Annotated in this window: 20 protein-coding genes; 12 read left to right on the top strand and 8 right to left on the bottom strand. The window is 68.2% G+C overall.

The window, feature by feature from the left end; translation table 11 throughout:
* Positions 1–5: 5 nt before the first annotated feature.
* Together N416_RS0100100 and N416_RS0100095 are read right to left on the bottom strand one after the other, a co-directional pair.
* Positions 6–905, bottom strand: coding sequence for a TIGR03619 family F420-dependent LLM class oxidoreductase (locus N416_RS0100100; RefSeq protein ID WP_024440101.1), 900 nt, complete (start codon positions 903–905; stop codon positions 6–8).
* Between the two features lie 84 nt (positions 906–989).
* Complete coding sequence (locus tag N416_RS0100095; RefSeq protein ID WP_024440100.1) at positions 990–1613, bottom strand: NADPH-dependent F420 reductase; 624 nt, start codon at positions 1611–1613, stop codon at positions 990–992.
* A gap of 96 nt (positions 1614–1709) precedes the next feature.
* Between N416_RS0100095 and N416_RS0100090 the strand changes: the two genes are divergently transcribed.
* Positions 1710–2186: a MarR family winged helix-turn-helix transcriptional regulator gene (locus tag N416_RS0100090; protein ID WP_024440099.1), complete on the top strand. Its 477-nt coding sequence runs from the start codon at positions 1710–1712 to the stop codon at positions 2184–2186.
* 123 nt (positions 2187–2309) lie between these two features.
* Positions 2310–3803 carry a PH domain-containing protein gene (locus tag N416_RS0100085; protein ID WP_024440098.1) on the top strand — a complete coding sequence of 498 codons (1494 nt, stop codon included), beginning with the start codon at positions 2310–2312 and terminating at the stop codon, positions 3801–3803.
* A 33-nt stretch (positions 3804–3836) separates the two neighbouring features.
* On the opposite strand, the gene N416_RS0100080 is transcribed toward N416_RS0100085, so the two are convergent.
* Positions 3837–5540: a DEAD/DEAH box helicase gene (locus N416_RS0100080; RefSeq protein WP_024440097.1), complete on the bottom strand. Its 1704-nt coding sequence runs from the start codon at positions 5538–5540 to the stop codon at positions 3837–3839.
* A 55-nt stretch (positions 5541–5595) separates the two neighbouring features.
* Here N416_RS0100080 and N416_RS0100075 point away from each other — a divergent pair, with 55 nt between their 5' ends.
* The 3 genes from N416_RS0100075 (at position 5596) to cobU (ending at position 9562) form a co-directional block, all read left to right on the top strand.
* Positions 5596–6294, top strand: a complete 699-nt coding sequence (locus tag N416_RS0100075) for a M24 family metallopeptidase (RefSeq protein WP_024440096.1) — start codon at positions 5596–5598, stop codon at positions 6292–6294.
* A gap of 181 nt (positions 6295–6475) precedes the next feature.
* On the top strand, positions 6476–8101 hold the full coding sequence (groL, locus tag N416_RS0100070; RefSeq protein ID WP_024440095.1) for a chaperonin GroEL: 1626 nt from the start codon (positions 6476–6478) through the stop codon (positions 8099–8101).
* A 129-nt stretch (positions 8102–8230) separates the two neighbouring features.
* Positions 8231–9562 carry a bifunctional adenosylcobinamide kinase/adenosylcobinamide-phosphate guanylyltransferase gene (gene cobU / locus N416_RS0100065; protein WP_024440094.1) on the top strand — a complete coding sequence of 444 codons (1332 nt, stop codon included), beginning with the start codon at positions 8231–8233 and terminating at the stop codon, positions 9560–9562.
* On the opposite strand, the gene N416_RS0100060 is transcribed toward cobU, so the two are convergent.
* Positions 9543–9944: a pyridoxamine 5'-phosphate oxidase family protein gene (locus N416_RS0100060; RefSeq protein ID WP_024440093.1), complete on the bottom strand. Its 402-nt coding sequence runs from the start codon at positions 9942–9944 to the stop codon at positions 9543–9545. The genes cobU and N416_RS0100060 overlap by 20 nt on opposite strands.
* 26 nt (positions 9945–9970) lie before the next feature.
* On the bottom strand, positions 9971–10357 hold the full coding sequence (locus N416_RS0100055; RefSeq protein WP_024440092.1) for a hypothetical protein: 387 nt from the start codon (positions 10355–10357) through the stop codon (positions 9971–9973).
* A gap of 62 nt (positions 10358–10419) precedes the next feature.
* Here N416_RS0100055 and N416_RS0100050 point away from each other — a divergent pair, with 62 nt between their 5' ends.
* The gene (locus tag N416_RS0100050) at positions 10420–11436 is read left to right on the top strand and encodes an aldo/keto reductase family protein (protein ID WP_024440091.1); all 1017 of its coding nucleotides are present in this window, start codon (positions 10420–10422) and stop codon (positions 11434–11436) included.
* Between the two features lie 4 nt (positions 11437–11440).
* On the opposite strand, the gene N416_RS0100045 is transcribed toward N416_RS0100050, so the two are convergent.
* A complete protein-coding gene (locus tag N416_RS0100045; protein ID WP_024440090.1) occupies positions 11441–12253 on the bottom strand; it encodes a class I SAM-dependent methyltransferase in 813 nt (270 codons plus the stop codon).
* A gap of 4 nt (positions 12254–12257) precedes the next feature.
* Positions 12258–14015 (bottom strand): amidohydrolase family protein, encoded by a 1758-nt coding sequence (locus N416_RS0100040; RefSeq protein WP_024440089.1) that lies wholly within the window; start codon positions 14013–14015, stop codon positions 12258–12260.
* A 46-nt stretch (positions 14016–14061) separates the two neighbouring features.
* Here N416_RS0100040 and N416_RS0100035 point away from each other — a divergent pair, with 46 nt between their 5' ends.
* The 5 genes from N416_RS0100035 to N416_RS0100015 are packed head-to-tail and all read left to right on the top strand — an operon-like array spanning position 14062 to position 18582.
* Positions 14062–14442, top strand: a complete 381-nt coding sequence (locus N416_RS0100035; RefSeq protein ID WP_024440088.1) for a VOC family protein — start codon at positions 14062–14064, stop codon at positions 14440–14442.
* Positions 14443–14453: 11 nt separating this feature from the next.
* Positions 14454–14990 carry a mycothiol transferase gene (locus N416_RS0100030; protein ID WP_024440087.1) on the top strand — a complete coding sequence of 179 codons (537 nt, stop codon included), beginning with the start codon at positions 14454–14456 and terminating at the stop codon, positions 14988–14990.
* A gap of 53 nt (positions 14991–15043) precedes the next feature.
* The gene (locus N416_RS0100025) at positions 15044–16564 is read left to right on the top strand and encodes an aldehyde dehydrogenase family protein (RefSeq protein ID WP_024440086.1); all 1521 of its coding nucleotides are present in this window, start codon (positions 15044–15046) and stop codon (positions 16562–16564) included.
* Complete coding sequence (locus N416_RS0100020) at positions 16564–17394, top strand: hypothetical protein (protein ID WP_024440085.1); 831 nt, start codon at positions 16564–16566, stop codon at positions 17392–17394. The genes N416_RS0100025 and N416_RS0100020 overlap by 1 nt, the downstream gene beginning before the upstream one ends.
* A gap of 51 nt (positions 17395–17445) precedes the next feature.
* A complete protein-coding gene (locus N416_RS0100015; protein WP_024440084.1) occupies positions 17446–18582 on the top strand; it encodes a hypothetical protein in 1137 nt (378 codons plus the stop codon).
* Between the two features lies 1 nt (position 18583).
* Here N416_RS0100015 and N416_RS0100010 read toward each other — a convergent pair whose 3' ends face one another.
* Positions 18584–20668: a prolyl oligopeptidase family protein gene (locus N416_RS0100010; RefSeq protein WP_024440083.1), complete on the bottom strand. Its 2085-nt coding sequence runs from the start codon at positions 20666–20668 to the stop codon at positions 18584–18586.
* 65 nt (positions 20669–20733) lie between these two features.
* Here N416_RS0100010 and N416_RS21135 point away from each other — a divergent pair.
* On the top strand, positions 20734–21129 hold a 396-nt coding region (locus N416_RS21135), incomplete at its 3' end, for an aldehyde dehydrogenase family protein (protein ID WP_155943293.1).

The raw sequence follows: 21129 nt of genomic DNA, 5'->3' as shown, positions 1-21129 counted from the left end.
GACGATCAAGCGGTCAGACCAGCACGCCATCGGGCGATCACCTGGCCGGCGAACTCAAGCATCTGGTCAAGGGTGGGGAACATGGCGAAGGCATCCACGATCGCCTCGTCAGCGCCGGACCCGGCGAGGCGCTCGAGCTTGCCGGCAACAGTCTCAACCGACGTGCCCGGTTCGAGGTTGATCCGCATGGCCGTCTTCAGCGCGTCCGGATCGCGGCCGGCTTCCTTGGCCGCACGGCGCGCAATCGACCACAGGTGGTCGGTGACCTCGTCCTGTAGTCCTTCGACCCCGAGCCAGCCGGTCCCGCTGCGGCCGACGCGTCGCATCGCGGCCTCGCTGGCCCCTCCGATCCAGATGGGCGGACCGCCGACTTGCACCGGGCGCAGGTCGGCATGGACCGGCGGCAGCGAGAAGAACTCGCTGTCCCACGACACCGGGGTGGTGGTCCACCACCGGTGCAGGAACGCCAGCAGGTCATCGAGCATCTGCCCGCGGCGGCGCCAGTTCGCACTGCGGGCGATGTCGTGTTCGTCCTTCATCCACCCGATGCCCACGCCCACGTCAAGGCGGCCTTCGCTGAGCACGTCCAGCGTGGTCAGCAGCCGGGCCAGGTGTGGCGGCTCGTAGTAGAACGTGCTGAGCGTGCTGGCGTTCAGCCGGATCCGACTGGTCGCCGTAGCGGCGACGGTCCACAGCAGCACCGGATCGAGGTAGCGGGTCATCTGCGGTGGGTACGGCTGCTCTTTACCGGGATAGGTGCTCTGCATAGCGACCGGGGTGACCAGGCGATCGCCGACCCACAGCGTGTCGTAGCCAAGGTCCTCGAGTCCGCGGCAGAACGCACTCAGACCAGCGGCGCTGCTGATAGCGGGCCCGACGATGGGAAGTGCAAAACCAAGTTTCATCGCGATTCCTTTCGGTGATCCATCAACCATTGCGGGGGCGCGGATCACCCGGCGCAATCCTCGCGTGGACGAGTGGCGCTGGGCTCAGGCGGCAGCGGTGGCGCCGAGGGCGAAGTCGAAGTTGCCCACTCCGTGACGGGCGAGGCCCATCATGACCAGGCCCGTTCCTTCCAGCCAGTGCGCCATGTTCAACCCGCCGACGTCCAGCGGGCGCAGCTTGAGGCTGGCGATGAACTCCGCCACGGCCGCCTTGGCGCGCGTGTCGTCGCCCGCGAGGAAGACGTCGAGCGGCCGGCCCTGGGCCAGCACCACACCGAAGATGGTGTTGAACGCCTTCACCACGCTGGCACTGGCCGGGGCGGCTTTGGCCACATCGTCTGCGACCGAGGTGCTCTCGGGGATGGCCAACCCGTCCGCCGCGGGGTTGAAGGGGTTGCTGATGTCGACGATGACCTTGCCTGCGAGGGCATCGCCGTACTGGGCGACTACCGGGACGACGTGGGCGTACAACAGGGCCACGATGACGATGTCCCCGGCCGGTACGGCGCCGAAGTCTCCCGTCGTAGTGCCGCCGCCGAGAGTCCGGGCCAGGTCGGCGGCTTTGGTCTGGTCACGGCCGATGATCTCGACGGTGTTGCCGCCGGCTACCGCCAGCGTGCCGATGGCACGGGCCATGTTTCCGGTGCCGATGATGCTGATGCTGCTCATGAGGTGTCCCGTCTATACTGAGGCTCAAAAGGTTGACTATTCAACCTTAGGCTGGTTTGGATGACACGTCAACAAATTGAGGAGGTGTGGAGGCCGATGGAACCGAACTGGCTGAACCCGCGCGAAGACCGCGCCTGGCGGGCCTTCGTGCACGCGCACCAACAGATCGAGGCCCACCTCAACCGGCGTCTGCAGAAGTCAGGCCTGTCCGGGGCCGACTACGAAGTTCTGGCGGTGCTTTCGGCTCTCGACGACCGCATGCCTGCCCACGCACTGTGTAAAGCATTGAGCTGGGAGAAGAGTCGCCTCTCCCATCAGGTGCGTCGCATGCAGAAAGACGGGCTGATCAGCCGGGAACCCAACCCGGACGACGCTCGCAGCACCATGGTCTGCCTGTTGCCGGCCGGCCGCGACGCCATCGAGAAAGCGGCGCCCGGACACGTGGAGGATGTGCGCCGCAACTTCGTCGACCTGTTCACCGCGGCGGAACTCGACATGCTCGCCGCCCTCAACGAACGAGTCCTGCACCACTTGGCAGAAGGCGACACCGCCGACGACGGCGAGCTCTCCTAGCGATTCGCCGCCCCGGTATTCCCGCCTGGCGGTCACTGGGCAACGCGTGCGGATACGGTTCCATGCAAGGCGCGGCGAGATGCCGTCGCGCAGGCGCATTTTGCCCAGGCACGGAGAAGGCAGATGAACAGCACACAGCGCGCTGGACAATGGCAACGGCTGAGCCCGCGGATGCTGCTGGTGCATCCGCTGCACGAAGTGCTGCGCGAACTGCCCCTGCTGATCGCGGTGGTGGTGTTCGGCTCAGCGACCGACAACCGCCCCTGGGTGCTGGCGGTGGTGTCGGTGATCGCCGTGGTGGGCGTGACGCGGTGGTTCACCACCACCTACCGCATCGAACCCGACCCCGACGCCGGCCGGGTCGAGCTGCGCTCCGGTCTGTTGCGCCGCAAGGTGCTTTCGGTGCCCCGCAACCGGATTCGCTCGGTGGCGACCGACGCCCGGCTGTTGCACCGCATGCTGGGCCTGACGGTGTTGCGGGTCAGTACGGGTCAGCATGCCGCCGCGGACGGCGCCTTCGAACTGAACGCGGTCGAGAGCAGCGAGGTCCCCCGGCTGCGCGCGACGTTGCTGTCCCACACCGGGCAAACCGGCGAAACGGCGACCGCACCGGTGCGGGCCCCGGCGACGGTGCTGGCGCGGTGGCGGCCGTCGTGGTTGCGCTACAGCCCGCTGAGTCTGTCTGGGCTGGTGATGGTCGGGGCCGCGGTGGGTGCGCTCTATCAGAGCGGAGTCTGGGCGGCGCTGGAGGATTCGCCGGTGAGCCGGTCCTGGCTTCAGGCCGCTGAACAGTTCGGCGTTCAGCAGAGCCTGACGCTGATCGCCGCCCTGCTGGTGGTGGTCTCCATGCTGTTGGCGGTGCTGCGCTCGCTGGTGACCTACGGAGGTCTGGTGTTGTCCCGTAGTTCCGGCGCCGGCGGGGACATCTTGGCGCTGAGCTATGGCCTGCTGCGGGTGCGCGAACACAGCTACGACATGCGCCGGTTGCGCGGTGGAACGCTGCGGCTCCCCCTGCTGGTGCGTCTGTTCGGCGGCGCGCGGCTGGATGCGGCGATGACCGGGGTCAATGGGGAAGGCGAGTCGTCGATCCTGCTGCCGCCCTGCCCGCGGGTTACCGCCGAAGAGGTCCTGACCGGGTTGGTCGCCGACCCACTCGTGGTCACCGGCCCGTTGCGCAAGCACGGCGCGGCGGCGACTCGCCGGCGCTGGACGCGGGCGCTGCTGTTGCCGGTGGCCGCCGGGGCCGGGCTGGGGATTGCGACGGCGTTCATTGCGCTGCCGCAGTGGTGCTGGCCGGCCTGGGGGGCGATGACGCTGGGCGCCGCATTGCTGGCCGTCGACCGAGTGCGCGCCTTGGGGCATCGCGTCGACGCGCACTGGCTCTCGGCGCGCACCGGCAGTTGGGAGCAGCGCCGCTACTGCATCGAAACCGCGGGCATTGTCGGCTGGACGGTGCATCAGAGCTGGTTTCAGCGCCGCGCCGGAGTAGCCACCCTGATCGCGGCCACCGCCGCGGGCGTCAAGGCCTATCGGGTGATCGACGTGCCGCAGGAGTGGGCGTGGTCGGTGGCCGCGCAGGCATCGCCCTGGGTTGCGCACAGCGCCTGGACTCGCTGAATCCCCGGCGCCGGCTACCCCACCCGTCGCGGGCTATGACTCGCGATGGAGCTGCCGAATCGCCACGATCCGCGCCCGCAGCTGATCCGACGTCGCGGCCGCCACCGGGGGACCGCCGCAGCGCCGGCGCAGCTCGTTGTGGATCCAGCCGTGCGGCTTGCCGAGCCGATGGTGGGCCGCCGACACCAGCGCGTTGAGCTCGTGACGCAGTGCCCGCAGTTGGCCGTGCGTGGTCGTCGGCGCCGGAGCCCCACCAGCGGCGGCCACTTTCGACCGGCGGTCCAACTGCTCTTCCTGGCGCTGCCGCAGCAGGTCGCGCATCTGGTTGGCGTCCAGCAGCCCGGGGATGCCAAGGTAGTCGGCCTCCTCCTCGCTGCCGGCCGGGGTCGCGGTGCCGAACGAGGCGCCGTCGAAGATCACCTGGTCCAGCTCGGCGTCGGCACCCAACGACTCGAACTTGTTGTCCATCTCGGAGGGTTCGTCGCGCCGGCGCTGCGCGTCCTCGAACTCGTCGCGTTCGGATTCCCGATGCGGCTTGCCCAACACGTGGTTGCGCTGCTGCTCCATCTCGCTGGCCAGGCCCAGCAGCGTCGGCACCGACGGCAAGAAGATGCTGGCGGTCTCGCCGGGCCGCCGTGACCGCACGAACCGGCCGATCGCCTGCGCGAAGAACAACGGGGTGGCGGCACTGGTGGCGTAGACCCCGACGGCCAGCCGCGGCACGTCGACGCCCTCGGAGACCATCCGCACCGCCACCAGCCACGAGCTGGTGGCCGCGGAGAACTGTGCGATCTTGTCCGACGCGCTGGGATCGTCGGAGAGCACCACGGTGGGTTCCTCGCCGGTGTGCCGTTTCAGCAGCACCGCATAGGCGCGCGCGGCCTTCTGATCGGTGGCGATGATCATGCCGCCGGCATCGGCCATGCCGCCCTCGCGCAGCTGGCGCAGCCGGGTGTGCGCGGCGGTGATCACCGCCGGCATCCATTCCCCGGCCGGGTCCAGCGCGGTTCGCCACGCTCGGGCGGTGTGCTCGGCGGTCAGCGGCTCGCCGAGTCGGGCCGCGTGCTCCTCACCGGCGCTGTCGCGCCAGCGGGCCTCACCCGAATAGGCCATGAACACCACCGGGCGCACCACGCCGTCGGCCAGCGCGTCGGTGTAGCCGTAGCTGTCGTCGGCCACCGAGCGCAGGTGGCCGGCGCCGTCGGGCTCGTAGCTGACGAAGGGAATGGGGCTGTCGTCGCTGCGGAAGGGCGTTCCGGTCAGCGCCAGCCGGCGGGTGGCATCGTCGAACGCCTCGCGGATGCCGTCGCCCCAGCTTTTGGCGTCGCCGCCGTGGTGGATCTCGTCGAAGATCACCAGGGTTTTCGCGGCCTCGGTACGCACCCGGTGCCGGGTGGGGTGGCTGGCGACCTGTGCGTAGGTGACGACCACGCCGTGGTACTCGGAGCTGGTCTGCGAGTCGGAGTTGGAGAACCGTGGATCCAGTGCGATGCCGTGGGAAGCGGCGGCCGATGCCCACTGCACCTTGAGATGTTCGGTGGGCACCACGATGGTGATCCGCTCGACGGTGCGGTCGGCGAGCAGCTCGGCGACGATCCGCAGCGCGAACGTCGTCTTACCGGCGCCGGGGGTGGCCACCATCAGGAAATCTCGCGGCTTGGCGGTCAGATAGCGCACCAGAGCCCGGCGTTGCCAGCCCCGCAAAGCCCGGGTGCTGGGCGCTGCTTCAGCCCGCACCCGGTCTCCTATCTGATCGAGATGCAGTCTAGGGCAAGCCGATAGGATCGCTGGCGTGTCCACCCCGCGCGAGCCGGAATCCGTCCGTGTCGAGCGGCTCCGCGACGCGCAGGACAAGGCCGTCGAACTGTTCGACGTGATCGAGCGCCGCGGCATGGTCCGCCCCGGAGTCGGCGAGCGGCAGCTCTCCGATGAGATCCGCGACCTGGCCGCGGACATGTTCGGGGTGACGCGGCACTGGCATCGGCGGGTGGTGCGGGCCGGGGAGAACAGCCTGCTGCCGTTTCACGCCGACCCGCCCGACCGCGTCATGGCCGACGACGACATCGCCTACCTGGATCTGGGGCCGATCTTCGAAGAGTGGGAGGCCGACTTCGGTCGCACCTTCGTGCTCGGTGAGGATCCGGACAAGCTCGCGCTGCGTGACGCGCTGCCACGGGTGTGGAGCGCGGGTCGCGCCTTCTTCGACGCGCACGCCGACATCACGGGCGCGCAGCTGTTCGAACACGTCGTCGGCCTGGCCCAGGACGAGGGCTTCGAGTTCGGCGCCCCCATCGCCGGGCACCTGCTCGGGGAGTTTCCGCACAAGAAGATCTCCGGTGACGACGCGCGGTTCTACGTCGCGCCCGGATCCGACGAGCCGATGCGCCGGACCGACCCCACCGGCCGGGTCTGCCACTGGATCCTGGAGGTGCACCTGGTGAACCGGGCCCGCGGCTTCGGCGGCTTCTATGAGCAGCTGCTCGATCTCTAGCAACCTTGCACTCTCCATAGGCGAGTGCTAAAAATGACGTTGGCACTCGCGACCGGTGAGTGCTAGGTCGGGACGGTGAGGCACGGGGCCGCACCTGCGGAGCACACCCACAGCCGTCCGTCGCGGGCACTGCACCCGACCGACAAGACGTGCACCCCCTAACCGGAGGAATCACTTCGCAATGGCTAAGCAAATTGCGTATGACGAAGAGGCCCGTCGGGGCCTCGAGCGGGGCCTGAACGCCCTCGCCGACGCGGTCAAGGTGACGCTGGGCCCCAAGGGCCGCAACGTCGTCCTGGAGAAGAAGTGGGGCGCCCCCACGATCACCAACGATGGTGTGTCCATCGCCAAGGAGATCGAGCTGGAGGACCCCTACGAGAAGATCGGCGCCGAGCTGGTCAAAGAGGTCGCCAAGAAGACCGACGACGTCGCGGGTGACGGCACCACCACCGCCACCGTGCTGGCCCAGGCCCTGGTTAAGGAAGGCCTGCGCAACGTGGCCGCCGGCGCCAACCCGCTGGGTCTGAAGCGCGGCATCGAGAAGGCCGTCGAGAAGATCACCGAAGGTCTGCTCGCAACGGCCAAAGAGGTCGAGACCAAGGAGCAGATCGCGGCCACGGCCGGCATCTCCGCGGGCGACCAGACCATCGGTGACCTGATCGCCGAGGCCATGGACAAGGTCGGCAACGAGGGTGTCATCACCGTCGAGGAGTCCAACACCTTCGGCCTGCAGCTGGAGCTCACCGAGGGTATGCGCTTCGACAAGGGCTACATCTCGGGCTACTTCGTCACCGACGCCGAGCGTCAGGAAGCCGTCCTGGAGGACCCCTACATCCTGCTGGTCAGCTCGAAGATCTCGACCGTCAAGGACCTGCTGCCCTTGCTGGAGAAGGTCATCCAGTCCGGCAAGCCGTTGCTGATCATCGCCGAGGACGTCGAGGGCGAGGCCCTGTCCACCCTGGTGGTCAACAAGATCCGCGGCACCTTCAAGTCCGTTGCCGTCAAGGCCCCGGGCTTCGGTGACCGCCGCAAGGCGATGCTGCAGGACATGGCGATCCTCACCGGTGGCCAGGTCATCAGCGAAGAGGTCGGCCTGTCGCTGGAGACCGCCGACGTCGCCCTGCTGGGCACCGCCCGCAAGGTCGTCATCACCAAGGACGAGACCACCATCGTCGAGGGCTCGGGTGACTCCGACGCCATCGCCGGCCGGGTGGCCCAGATCCGCGCCGAGATCGAGAACAGCGACTCCGACTACGACCGCGAGAAGCTGCAGGAGCGCCTGGCCAAGTTGGCCGGCGGTGTTGCGGTGATCAAGGCCGGGGCCGCCACCGAGGTGGAGCTCAAGGAGCGCAAGCACCGCATCGAGGACGCTGTGCGTAACGCCAAGGCCGCCGTGGAGGAGGGCATCGTCGCCGGTGGCGGCGTGGCCCTGCTGCAGGCCGCTCCGTCGCTCGACGAGCTCAAGCTCGACGGTGACGAGGCGACCGGTGCCAACATCGTGCGTGTCGCGCTGTCGGCTCCGCTGAAGCAGATCGCCTTCAACGCGGGCCTGGAGCCCGGCGTTGTCGCCGAGAAGGTCACCAACTCGCCGTCGGGCACCGGCCTCAACGCCGCCTCTGGCGAGTACGAGGACCTGCTCAAGGCCGGCGTTGCCGACCCGGTGAAGGTGACCCGCTCGGCGCTGCAGAACGCGGCGTCCATCGCGGCCCTGTTCCTGACCACCGAGGCCGTTGTCGCCGACAAGCCGGAGAAGGCGGCCGCACCCGCGGGCGACCCGACCGGTGGCATGGGCGGCATGGACTTCTAAGTCTGGTTGCACGAGAGGCCCGGCCTCCCTTTGGGGGGCCGGGCCTTCGTCGTTTACGTTGACTCTGCTGCTACGGCGGGAAAGCGCCAGTGGGGCGCCCTGGGCGCGAAGTCAACGGCGGGAGGTGCCATGGAAGTCCTGCTGCTGGGCACCGGCAGCGCCGACGGCTGGCCCAACCCGTTCTGCCGCTGCGCCTCCTGCGCGACGGCGGCACACGTGCGCGGCCAGACCGCCGCGCTGATCGATGACGTGCTGCTGCTGGACTGCGGCCCGGAAGCGCCGCGTGCCGCGCTGCGCTTGCGGCGCTCACTGGCGAAGGTCCGCCACATCCTTTTCACCCACGGCCACCCGGACCACGTCGGCCCGGCTGCGCTGCTGATGAGGCACTGGACCGGGGCCGTCGAACCACTGGACGTGGTCGGCCCACCCAGCGCCCTGCAACAATGCGAGCACTGGGTGGGGCCCGACGATCCGGTGCGATTCATCACCGTGCAGCCCGGTGACCGGATCCGGCTCGGCGACTACGACGTGCGAGTTCTGGCCGCCGCCCACGGCACCGACATCGGCAGCGACGCAGTGCTCTATGACCTGGAATCGGTTGGCGGCCGGATCTTCTGGGCCACCGATACCGGGCCACTGCCCGAGGAGACACACGCTGCGGTGGCCGAGGCCGGCTACGACGCGGTGTTTTTGGAGGAGACGTTCGGGACCTACACCGGACACGGCACCGAGCACCACGACCTGCCGGCGTTCGCTGCGACCATCTCGCGGCTGCGACGGTCGGGGGCCGTCACCGACAGCACCGATGTCGTCGCGGTACACCTGAGCCACCACAATCCTTCCGAGCCGGAATTGACTGCCGTACTGTCAGATTCAGGCGCCCGGCCGGGGCGTGACGGTGAGGTGGTGCGAGTGGGCGCAGCAGGCGGTCGCAGCACCCGCACGCTGGTGCTGGGCGGAGCACGCTCCGGCAAGTCGGCGCACGCCGAGGCGCTGCTGGCCGACGAGCCGGCGGTGACCTACCTGGCCACCGGCGGTGTGCGCGAAGGTGACCCGGAATGGGCCGAGCGGGTGCGGCTACACCGGTCGCGGCGGCCCGGCTGCTGGCGCACCGTCGAGACCACCGACGTCGCCGAGGAACTGCGGTCGGCCCCCAACGCGGTGCTGCTGGACTGCCTGGGCACCTGGCTCACCGCGCGGATGGACCTGCACCAGGGGTGGGACGGCGGCGCGCTGGACGGTGTGCACGCCGATATGAACGAGTTGGTGGCGGCCTGGCAGGCCTGCCCGGCGCCGGTGGTGGCGGTCAGCAACGAGGTGGGCAGCGGGGTAGTGCCGGCCACCGCGTCGGGTCGGCTGTTCCGCGACCTGCTCGGAGTGCTCAACGCGCGGATCGCCGCGGCCTCCGACGAGGTCGTGCTGATGGTGGCCGGACGACCGCTCAGGCTCCCCGCGGACTGACTTTAAGGTCGACGCAATCGCTGTAACAGGGTGTCTCGCCCGGTGATCCGGGCGTGGCGACTCGAATCAGGACGGCACGGCTGGGCGAGATCGTCACGCTGGCCAGCTCACCGGCATCGGACACCTGGGCGGTGCCGTCGACGATGACGGTGTAGCCGCCCGGAACCGGCGGTGGCCACATCACGGTCACATCCGCGGTGCGCGCCAGGTTCGCCCGGCTGCGCCGACCGCCCAGCGCGCCGATGTGCACCGTGTCGCCCCGCAGTACCGGCATCACCGGCACCGGGTGCGGACGGTTCTCGGCGTCGACGGTGATCAGATAGGCGTAGTCGTAGCCCGCGAGCTTCTCGGCGAGTCGATCGAAATCCACGGTAGCGCTCATGGATTCGAGCCTAAACCCCCAGGCTGTCAATCTGCCTTGAGTTGCACGCAGTCATGGGCGGTGCCGACAGCCCGCTGGGTTCCGGGTTCGAACACCGGCCGATGCAGCAGGGCTTTGGTCGGCGTCACCAGCACCGGGGCGGCCGGATCCTCGGGAAGCTCGGCCTGGCCGTCGACGAGCAACGAGTATTCGCCGACGTCGCGCGCGGGCCAGACCAGGCTGACTGCGGTGCGGCTCGACAGGTTCGCCCGGCCGTGCGATCCCACCGGTCCGATGTTCAGCCGGGCGCCGTCGAAGGTCGGGGTGATCGCCGTGGTGCGGACGCGGTAGTCGTCGCCGGCGGTGACCAAGAAGGCGAAGCGATAGCCGCCCAACAGCTCTCCCAGGCGTGCGAGGTCGACGGAGCGGGCCATGGCGTCCAGGATAGTGATCGCCGCACGAGACACGTCCCAGTGTCGTGAGCCATGATGGCCTTATGGAATTTCGCTACCTGGGCAACTCCGGCCTGCAGATCTCCGAGATCACCTACGGCAACTGGCTCACCCACGGTTCGCAGGTCGAGAACGACGTCGCCACCGCGTGCGTGCACGCCGCGCTCGATGCGGGAATCACCACCTTCGACACCGCCGATGTCTACGCGAACGGGCGCGCCGAGGAGGTGCTGGGCGCGGCGCTGAAGGGGCGGCGGCGGGAATCGCTGGAGATCTTCACCAAGGTGTACTGGCCGGTCGGCCAAGCTCCACTGGGCAAAAACGACACCGGCCTGTCCCGCAAGCACATGATGGAGGCCATCGACGGGTCGCTGCGCCGGCTGGGCACCGACTACGTCGACCTGTACCAAGCGCACCGGTATGACTCGTTCACCCCGCTGGAGGAGACCATGCAGGCCTTCGCCGACATCGTGCGGGCGGGCAAGGCGCTCTACATCGGCGTCAGCGAGTGGACCGCCGACCAGATCCGCCAGGCCCACGGGCTCGCCCGCCAGCTGGGCATCTCGCTGATCTCCAGCCAGCCGCAGTATTCGATGCTGTGGCGGATCATCGAGCCCGAGGTGGTCCCGGCCTGCCGGGAACTGGGCTTGAGCCAGATCGTCTGGTCGCCGATGGCCCAGGGCGTGCTGTCCGGCAAGTACCTGCCGGGTCAGCCCCCGCCGGCCGGCTCGCGCGCCACCGACGAGAAGGGCGGCGCGAACTTCATCAAACGGTTCATGACCGACGACGTGTTGACCCGGGTCCAGCAGTTGACGCCGATCGCCGCGGAGCTGGAGCTGACGACAGCGCAGTTGGCGATCGCCTGGGTGCTGCAGAACGACAACGTCGCCGCCGCGCTGGTCGGGGCGTCTCGCCCGGAACAGGTCACCGAGAACGTCAAGGCGTCCGGCGTGCGGATCCCCGATGAGCTGTTGGCCCGCATCGATGAGGTGCTGGGCGACGCGGTCACCGGTGACGCCGAACTGGTCGCTAAATCCACCCCGCCGAAACGCTTGCTCTAAGCCGTCATACCCGGCACAGGAGCTGGCTGTGCAGCAGGGCCAGCCAGCCGTCGGGGTGAGCGGCCCAGGCCCGCCACGCCTGCGAAATCGCCTGCAGCTTGGCCTGATTGGCGGCACCGCTGTCGAGTAGCTGTTCGGCGATAGCCGACTGCAGGATCCGGTCGGCCCACATGCCGCCCCAGTGCTCCCGCTCGGCGGGTGTGCCGTAACACGTCGCGCTGGTTGTCGGGGTGATGTCGGTGAACCCGGCCGCGTGCGCCCAGGCCAGCAGATGCCGGCCCGCGTCGGGCTCGCCGCCGTTGGCTCGCGCGGCGTCACGGTACAGACGCAGCCAGTCGTCCAACTCTGCCGACGCCGGATACCAGGTGAACGCCGCGTAGTCACTGTCGCGCACGGCCACCACCCCGCCGGGCTTACACACCCGGCGCATCTCGGTCAACGCGGTCACCGGGTCGGCAACGTGCTGGAGCACCTGATGGGCGTGCACCACGTCAAAACTGTTGTCGCCGAACTGCAATGCATGCACGTCGGCCACCACAAAGTCGATATTGTGCCGATCTCGCTCGCGTGCGCAGTCGCGGGCCAGATCCAGTGCCTCGGGGACCGGCTCAATGGCGGTCACTCGGCCCGGTGCGACGAGGGCGGCCAGGTCCACGGTGATGGTTCCCGGCCCGCAGCCGACGTCGAGTAACTGCAAGCCCGGCGCCAGCGATCCCACCAGATAAGCCGCGGAGTTCTGTGCGGTACGGGAGCGGTGGGCACGCAATACCGATTCGTGGTGGCCGTGGGTGTATTTGGGCTCGGGAGGCTCGGTCACACCGTCAAACGGTACGCCCAGTGAGCTCCGCGGATGGTTGGGACGGCGCGGGCTGGCGACCGCGCACCAGCCTGCCGGGCCGGGCCGCGGTGGGCTTGCCGTTCTCGGCGATGATCTCGCCGGAGACGATCGTCGCGACGTAGCCGACGGCGGTCTGATCCAATCGACGTCCCCCGGCGGGGAGGTCATAGGTGACCACCGGCTTGTGCAGTCGCAGGTTCTGGTGGTCGATGACATTGAGATCGGCCTTGTAGCCCAACGCGATGCGGCCCCGGTCCTCGAGTCCGGCGATCCTTGCCGGTGTGGACGTCAGTTCGCGGATCGCCGCTTCGACGCTCAGTCGGCCCGTCGCGCGGTCCCGGGCCCAATGGGTCAGCACATAGGTGGGAAAACTGGAGTCGCAGATCATTCCGTAGTGCGCGCCGCCGTCTCCCAGGCCCAGCACGACGTCGTCGCGGCGCATCAGGGCGTTGACGGTGTCCAGCGAGTTATTTTCGAAATTGGCCAGCGCGTCGAGCAGGATCGCCTGCCCGTCGTCGTCGAGCAGCCGGTCATATGCCTCCTCGGCCGGGGAGACGCCGCGCGCTCTGGCTCGTGCCGCAATGCTCTTCGACGGATCTGGCTCGTAGTCCGGGTCATCGTCGAGCGGGAACGTCCAATCCCAGGATTGGGCCAAGTAGGCCAGCGGATTGGTCGGGACGATCGTGGGGTGGTCGGACAGAATCTGTTGCCGTACTTCGGGTTTGCGCATCTCAGCAACCCGCTCCGGCAGCGGTAGATCAGCGATTTTCTGGTAACTGGGGTAGAGCACGAAGGGGTGGATGCTCAGGTCCAGTCCGACCATCAGCCCGATCGGGCGGGGGAATATCTGCGCGGTGATTGCGGCGCCGGATCTATTGGCCTTCTCCACCATGGCCATGGCATCGCGCCAGAGCGGTGCGCCGGCGTTGCCGATCAGCAAACTGAACGTGACGGGCAGGCCCGCTTCGGTAGCCGCATCGAAAACCTGTTGCAGCACAGGTTGGTAGGTGCCTTCGGGGAGATCCGGGACGAACTGGATCAAACCGCCTCCGCCGTCGGCCAGGCCGCGGCTGATCGCGAGGATCTCGGCGTGGGAGGCGTCGTAACTGGGTATCTGGGTGCCGGTCGTAGTGCGGTGGGTCATCAGCCGTGAGGACGAGAAACCCAGTGCGCCAGCCTCGGCGGCCTCTTGGGCCAGCCGGCGCATCTGCGCCAGATCTTCGGGCGTAGCCGGTTCGCGGTCGACGCCGCGCTGGCCCATCACGTAGACCCGCAGCGGTGAATGCGGCAGAAAAGCGGCGACATCGATATCGCGACGGCGCCTGTCGACGGCATCCATGAACTGCGGGAAGGTCTCCCAGGTCCACGGCAGCCCATCGGTCATCACCACACCGGGAATGTCTTCGACGCCGGCCATCAGATCCACCAGCACGTCGTGGTCTTCGGTCCGGCACGGTGCGAAGCCCACCCCGCAGTTGCCCATCAGCGCGGTGGTCACGCCATGTGCCGAGGAAGGATTGAGTCGGTCCGACCAGATGGACTGCCCGTCGTAGTGCGTATGTAGGTCGACGAAACCCGGTGTGACCAGCAGTCCGGTCGCATCGATCACGCGATGCGCGTCCCCGGATACCTCGCCGATCTCGGTGATGACGCCGTCACGAATCCCAACGTCGCCGACGTAGGGGTGGCCGCCCAGTCCATCGACAATCGTGCCGTTGCGGACCACGACGTCGAGGCTCATCTAGTTAATCTACGACCCGGCGGTTCCACATGCCAGGATGTATTCCGTGATCGACCATGTGGGCATCAACTGCAGCGACTACGCCAGATCGCAGGAGTTTTACGACGCGGTGCTCGACGTGCTCGGCTACAGCCGGAAGATGGATGTCGGCGTGGCCATCGGCTACGGCAGTGGCGACTGCGCCCCCGACTTCTGGATTGCCGACGCCAACGCGGGCGACGCTTCCGGCCCCAACCGCGAGGTCCACCTCGCATTCAGCGCCGCCGACCGCGACCAAGTCCAGGCGTTCTACGACACCGCCGTGCGATTGGGTGCCGAACCCCTGCATGCGCCGCGGCTCTGGCCCGAGTACCACCCCGGCTATTTCGGCGCCTTCGTCCGCGATCCGGACGGTAACAACGTCGAGGCGGTCTGCCACCAGGCGTAGCGTCGGGCGGTATGACGGAGAACGATACAACCGCCGCTCTGCAAGTGCTGCTCCGCGACGCATTCACCCGGCTGATCGAGCACGCCGACGAACTCACTGACGGCCTCACCGATGAGGTGGCCGACTATCGGCCCACGGCGCAGGCCAACAGCATCGCGTGGCTGCTCTGGCACAGCGCGCGGGTGCAGGACATTCAGATCGCCCAGGTCGCCGGCGTCGAGCAGGTGTGGACCCGCGACGGCTGGGTGGACCGGTTCGGCCTGGACCTGCCGCGTGATGACAGTGGCTACGGGCACAGCCCCGCCGAGGTCGCCAAGGTCCACGCCCCGGCAGACCTGCTGGCCGGCTATTACCGCGAGGTGCACCAGTTGACCCTGGGGTACCTCGACACCGTCACCGCAGACGAGCTGGCTCGGGTCGTCGACACCCATTGGGATCCGCCGGTGACGGCGGGGGTCCGGCTGGTCAGCATCATCGATGACTGTGCTCAGCATCTGGGGCAGGCCGCGTACCTGCGGGGCTTAAAAGAACAAGCTCGTCAGACTTGACACGTGTCGAGGCCCGGTGCGATCCGGGTCACAACCCGGACTAGCATGGCGCCATGACCGCCACCAACTCAGTCGCCGCCTTCACCGGCACCGGAACCGTGTCCAACCCCGCTACCGGGCAGGCTGCCGGCGAGGTGCAGTGGACCAACCCTGCTGACGTCGAAGCGATCGCCGCCGGGCTGCGCACCGCACAGCGCGAGTGGGAGCGCCGCGGCGCCAAGGGCCGGGCCAAGGCGCTGGCCCGCTTCGCGTTGTGGCTCGGCGACAACCGGGACGAGATCGAGAAGCTGCTGATCGCCGAGACCGGCAAGTCTGGCACCGACGCCGCCCAGGAAGTCCCCCTGCTGATCATGATCCTGTCCTACGTGATCAAGGTGATGGAGAAGGCGGTGGCCCCCGAGACCCGGCCGGCGTCGACCCCGGTGCTCAAGGTCAAAAAGATCACCATCCACTACCGGCCCCGGCCGGTAGTCGGCGTCATCGCGCCGTGGAACTACCCGGTGGCCAACGCCTTGATGGACGCGATCGGCGCGCTGGCGGCCGGGTGCGCGGTGCTGCTCAAGCCGTCCGAGCAGACCCCGCTGACCGCCGAACTGCTTCGCAAAGGCTGGCTGGCCTCCGGGGCGCCGGATGTGTTCGCGGTGGTGCAGGGTGCGCGCGAGGTCGCCGAAGCGGTGATCGACAACTCCGACTACGTGCAGTTCACCGGCTCCACCGCCACCGGGCGCAAGGTCGCCGAGCGGGCCGGCGGCCGGCTGGTGCCGGTCAGCCTCGAGCTGGGCGGAAAAGACCCGATGATCGTTTGCGAGGACGCCGACATCGACCTGGCTGCGCACGCCGCGGTCTGGGGCGCGATGTTCAACGCCGGCCAGACCTGCGTATCGGTCGAGCGGGTGTACGTGCTCGAACCCGTCTACGACAAGTTCGTCGCCGCGGTGGTCCGCGACGTCGAGGCGCTGCAGGTGGGCACCGGCGAGGGCAAGCACTTCGGGGCGCTGATCAGCGACCAGCAACTGTCCGTCACCGAGCGGCACGTCAAGGAAGCCGTGGCCGCCGGGGCGCGCGCGCTGACCGGCGGGGAACGCGCTACCGGACCCGGCAGCTTCTACCCGCCCACCGTGCTGGTCGACGTCGACCACTCGATGGCCTGCATGACCGAAGAGACCTTCGGACCGACCCTGCCGATCATGAAGGTCAAAAGCGTGCAGGAGGCGATCCGGCTCGCCAACGACAGCCCGTACGGGCTGAGCGCGTCGGTGTTCTCCAAAGACGTCGCACGGGCGAAGGACATTGCGCTGCAGCTGGACTGCGGCGCGGTCAACGTCAACGACGTGATCTCCAACCTGATGTGCACAACGGCACCGATGGGCGGGTGGAAGACCTCGGGTATCGGGGCGCGCTTCGGCGGCGAAGACGGCATCCGCAAGTTCTGCCGGCAGGAGACCGTCGTTGTGCCGCGCACCAACGTCGGCGCGGGTGGTAACTACTACCACAACTCGCTGGCCACGCTGGCTCGTACCAACCGGTTGCTCACCCGGATCGTGTTGGCCCGTCCGCGCCGTACCGCGAAATAGTGCGGCTCTTCTCGGCGGCGCTGTTCTGGTTGCTGGCCACCGCAACCCTTGCGGTGGCGCTACCGACCGCGTGGGCGCAGTACAACCTCATCGATGCCGACGGTTACGCTCGACTGGCGGCCCGGGCCGCGGCCGTACCCGCCCTCCAAGATGCGGTTGCGGCTGAACTCAGCGCCCAGACAGTGCAGCTGATCCGGGGGAGCGGCTTGCCCATCGATCCCGCAGAGGCCCGCGCGGCGGCTCGCGAATACACTGCGGGGCCGGCGTTTCCGGCTCAGTTCGTTCAGGTCAACCGGGACGGGCATGCCTGGTTGCTCAACGTCGGCGACCCCGGCCCGTGGGAGATCGACGTGATGCCGATGCTGCGCAGCGACGCGTTCGCCCAACTGCTGGCCGACTACCCCGTCACGCTGCCGGCCTCGTTGACGGTGCCGTTGACATCGACCTCTACCGAGGTGATGCGCCCGGCCGGGCTGCACCGGCTCGCGGTGTGGGGCCCGTTGCTCACCGTTGTACTGGGTGCCATGGCCGGGTTGTGTGCGGTTCTGACGGTGGTCGCGGCACGCCACCGCGGTCGGGCCTTGGCGAGCCTGGGTGTTTCGGCGCTGCTGGTGGGCGCAGTCGGCTGGTCGGGTGTCGAAGTGGCGCGACGCCTCCTCAACCAGGTGCTCAGCCAGGCGACCGGCGACATTCGCCGGATCACCGATGCCCTTGCCGATGTGGCCGAAGGGAGCCTGCACCTCTGGCTCAACCTGACCCTGGCCACTGGTGCGGTATTGGTGCTGGTGGGGGTGGGTATCGCGTTGGCCGGCGGGCTGCGCAAGGCCTGAAGGTCGCGCGAGCGGTCGGTCGACTTGAGTCTGGCCGGTTGCCATGCTTTGGTGAACAACGTGCGAACGACGGGTGGCGGTTCGGCGAACGAACCTGGGTGGGTTCGATTCGACCTGCGGCCCCACCACGCGATGCATGCGCTGGCCGGGCTGTGGATCGTGCTGGCGATCTTGACCTGGCCGGGGGTCCCCTGCTGGGGTGTGGCTGCCTGCTACGGGTGGGCGGGTTGGTACACCCGGACGCGCCGGGCCTGCTGGCCCGCCGACGTCGAGGAATTCCTGGCGAGGCGAGGGTGGGCGCTACCGCGCAACCGGCCCGGTGTCATCGACCGCCACCCGCCGATCCCGTTTCGTCCCATGACCATTGCCGAGCTGTACCGCGGGGCGGTCAAGATCGTGCTGCGGAACTGGCCGACCCTGGTCGGAGTTCCGGCAGTCATACACACCGGGTTCGTGGTGGCGCTCGCTGCAATCCTGTATGCGGTCGGAAAGGTCATGGGGTCGCCGCAGATCGTGGACCTGCTGCTGGCCGGTGACGGTTATCTTCGGCCCGGCGCGATCGCGCTGATCCTGGTGGTGCTCACGGCGTTTGGCGCGGTGCTCTTTCCCGGCGATGGGCTGCTGATCAGCGTGGGTGCACAGGCCGCCGACAAAGCAGTGCGCGGCGAGAGGATCCGATTCGATGAAGTGTTCTGGGGGGCGACGGAACGCAAGTATGCGGTAGGCCGGCTGATCATCGCCTACTGCCTGATCGGGGCGGCGGGGCTGCTGGTTCAGGTCAGCGCGTTTTTCACGGGTTTTTACGCCGCATTGCTACCCATCGTGGTGGTGTGCGCCATCGCATGGGCGATCATCTCGATCCTGTTGAGTTTGGCGCCGGTCATCCTGGTTCTCGAACAGCGAGCGGTGATCGACTCGTTCCGGCGTTCGATCGAGCTGGGCAAACACGCCGTCGGCAGGATTCTCGCCATCAATCTGGTGTGGATCACCGGACTGATACCGGTGGTGATGCTATGCAAGGTCAGCTGGGCGGTGGCCGTCATCGCCTCCCCGGTCGTGTGCGGAGTGGTCCGTTGTGCGCAGATGTTGGCCTACGCCGACCTGCGCATGCGCCAGGACGGCTACGCGCAGGAGTTGCGCACTGACTGGGTCCGCAACATGGGCCGGGAAGGGCTGGCCAACGGGTAGGTCAGCTCTGCTCGCCCAGCATCCGCCACAGGAACGAAAAGCTCAGCGCCGACTTGAACGCCGCCTGGGCGTTGTCGGCCGCACCGCCGTGCCCGCCCTCGATGTTCTCGTAGTACCAGACCCGATGCCCGGCGTCCCGCAATGCCGCTGCCATCTTGCGGGCATGCCCGGGATGCACCCGGTCGTCGCGGGTGGAGGTGGTGATCAACACCGGCGGGTAGTCGGCATCGGCTGAAATGTTCTGGTAGGGCGAGTATTCACCGATGAACTCCCACTCGGCGGGGTCGTCAGGGTCGCCGTACTCGGCAACCCAGGACGCACCGGCGAGCAGCAGGTGGTAGCGGCGCATGTCCAGCAGCGGGACCTGACATACCAGCGCGCCGAACAGGTGCGGGTAGGCGGTGAGCATGATGCCCATCAGCAGCCCACCATTGCTGCCGCCCACGGCGCCGAGCTGCTCGACACGGGTGATACCGCGGTCCACCAGATCCGTTGCCACCGCGGCGAAATCCTCGGCCACCAGGTGCCGTCCGGCACGCATCGCCTGGGTGTGCCAGCCCGGCCCGTACTCACCGCCGCCCCGGATGTTGGCCAGCACGTAGGTACCGCCGCGCTCCAGCCACAGCCGGCCCAGCACGCCGTCATAACCCGGAGTGCGTGCCACCTCGAAACCGCCATAGCCGCCCAGCAGCGTCGCGCCGGTCGCATTCGCCGGGCGCACCACGAAGTACGGAATCGCGGTGCCGTCTTTCGAGGTGGCGAAGTACTGGCTGACGTCGAGCCCGTCGGCATCGAAAAACGCCGGAGCAGACTTGATCTCGGTCAGCGTTCCGTCCACGGGGCCGTGCAACAGTCGCGACGGGCGGTCGAACCCGCTTGAGTCCAAGAAGATCTCGTCGCCGGTATCGTCGGCGGCCGCGATCACGGTGTTGGTGTTGGCCGGGACCTCGGCAACCGGTCGCCGCTGCCAGTCTCCGCGTGACGATCGCAAGCGCGGCGAAGCCGGGCGCAGCGGGTCGTCACAGTTGGGAGGCGTGACCACTTCCACTCGGCTGGCCACGTCGTGCAAGGTGACCAGGATCAGGCGATCGCGGGTCCACGCGTAGTGATGCAGCGCGGTGTGGGCATCGGGTTCGAAGACGACGCTGCACTGCGCTGTGCCGGCGAGGAATTCGTCGTAGTCCGCGGCCAGCAACGAACCGGCCCGATACGACGCCGTGCCGGTATCCCAGTCGGTGCGCAGATCGATCAGCAGCCACTGCCGATGTACCGACACCGAGGCGTCGGTAGGCGCGTCGATGCGGATCAGCTCGCCCTCGCGCAGTTCATAGACCTCGTCGTTGAAGAAGTCGATCGCCCGCGACACCAGGGTTCGTTCGAATCCCGGTGTGCGGTCGCGGCCCGCGGCGACCACCACATCGGTGGCCGACCCGGTGAACACCGTCTCGGCCTGCGCCAGCTCCTGGCCACGGCGCCATCGCTTCACCATCCGCGGGTAGCCGGAGTCGGTCAGCGAGTCGGCGCCGAAATCGGTGCCCACCAGGACGGTGTCGTCGTCCTCCCATCCGATTCGCGTCTTAGCCTCGGGAAGCTCGAAGCCCTGGCCGTCCGTTCCTACGAATTCCCTTGTCGCCATGTCGAATTCACGCACCACCACGGCGTCCGATCCGCCCCGGGACAGCGATATCAGGGCCCGGGTGTGGTGGGGTTCGATCACGTTCGCGCCGCCCCAAACCCAGTTCTCGTCGTCGGCGCGGGCCAGCTCGTCGAGATCGATGACCACATCCCATTCCGGGCTGTCGGTGCGGTAGCTGTCCAAGGTGGTGCGTCGCCACAACCCGCGCGGGTTGGCGGCATCGCGCCAGAAGTTGTAGAGGTACTCGCCACGACGTCGCACGTAGGGGATACGCGCGTCGGTGTCGAGCACCTCGCGCGCGGCGGCGCGCATCGCTTCGAAGGCGTCGCCGGCGAACTCCTCGACGGTCGGATCACTGTGGGCGCGCACCCAGTCCAGTGACTGCTCGCCGGTGACGTCCTCCAGCCACAGGTACGGGTCGTCAAAGTCCTCAGCAGGCCGGGTAGACATAGCAGCCATTGTGACCACGACGGTAATGTGAGGTGAGCAACACCCACGGCTAAGGAGCAGCATCGATGACCGTTTTCGCACGTCCGGGTTCTGCAGGCGCGCTGATGAACTACGAATCCCGCTACGGGAACTTCATCGGGGGGCAGTGGGTGGCGCCGGTCGGCGGTGGCTACTTCGAGAACACCACACCGGTCACCGGTCAGCCGTTCTGCGAGATCCCCCGCTCCACGGCGGCCGACATCGACCTGGCGCTCGACGCCGCGCACGCCGCCGCGCCGGCGTGGGGCAAGGCGTCCCCGGCCGAACGGGCGGACGTTCTGACCAAGATCGCCGACCGGATCGACCAACACCGCGAGGAGCTGGCGGTCGCCGAGGTGTGGGACAACGGCAAGCCGGTGCGGGAGACCCTGGCCGCCGACATCCCGCTGGCCGCCGATCACTTCCGCTACTTCGCCGCGGCG

The sequence above is a fragment of the Mycobacterium sp. UM_WGJ genome, from assembly GCF_000455125.1.
Taxonomy (GTDB): Bacteria; Actinomycetota; Actinomycetes; order Mycobacteriales; family Mycobacteriaceae; genus Mycobacterium.
Note: the sequence above shows the minus strand (reverse complement) of the source record. Positions and strands in the feature narration are given on the sequence as shown.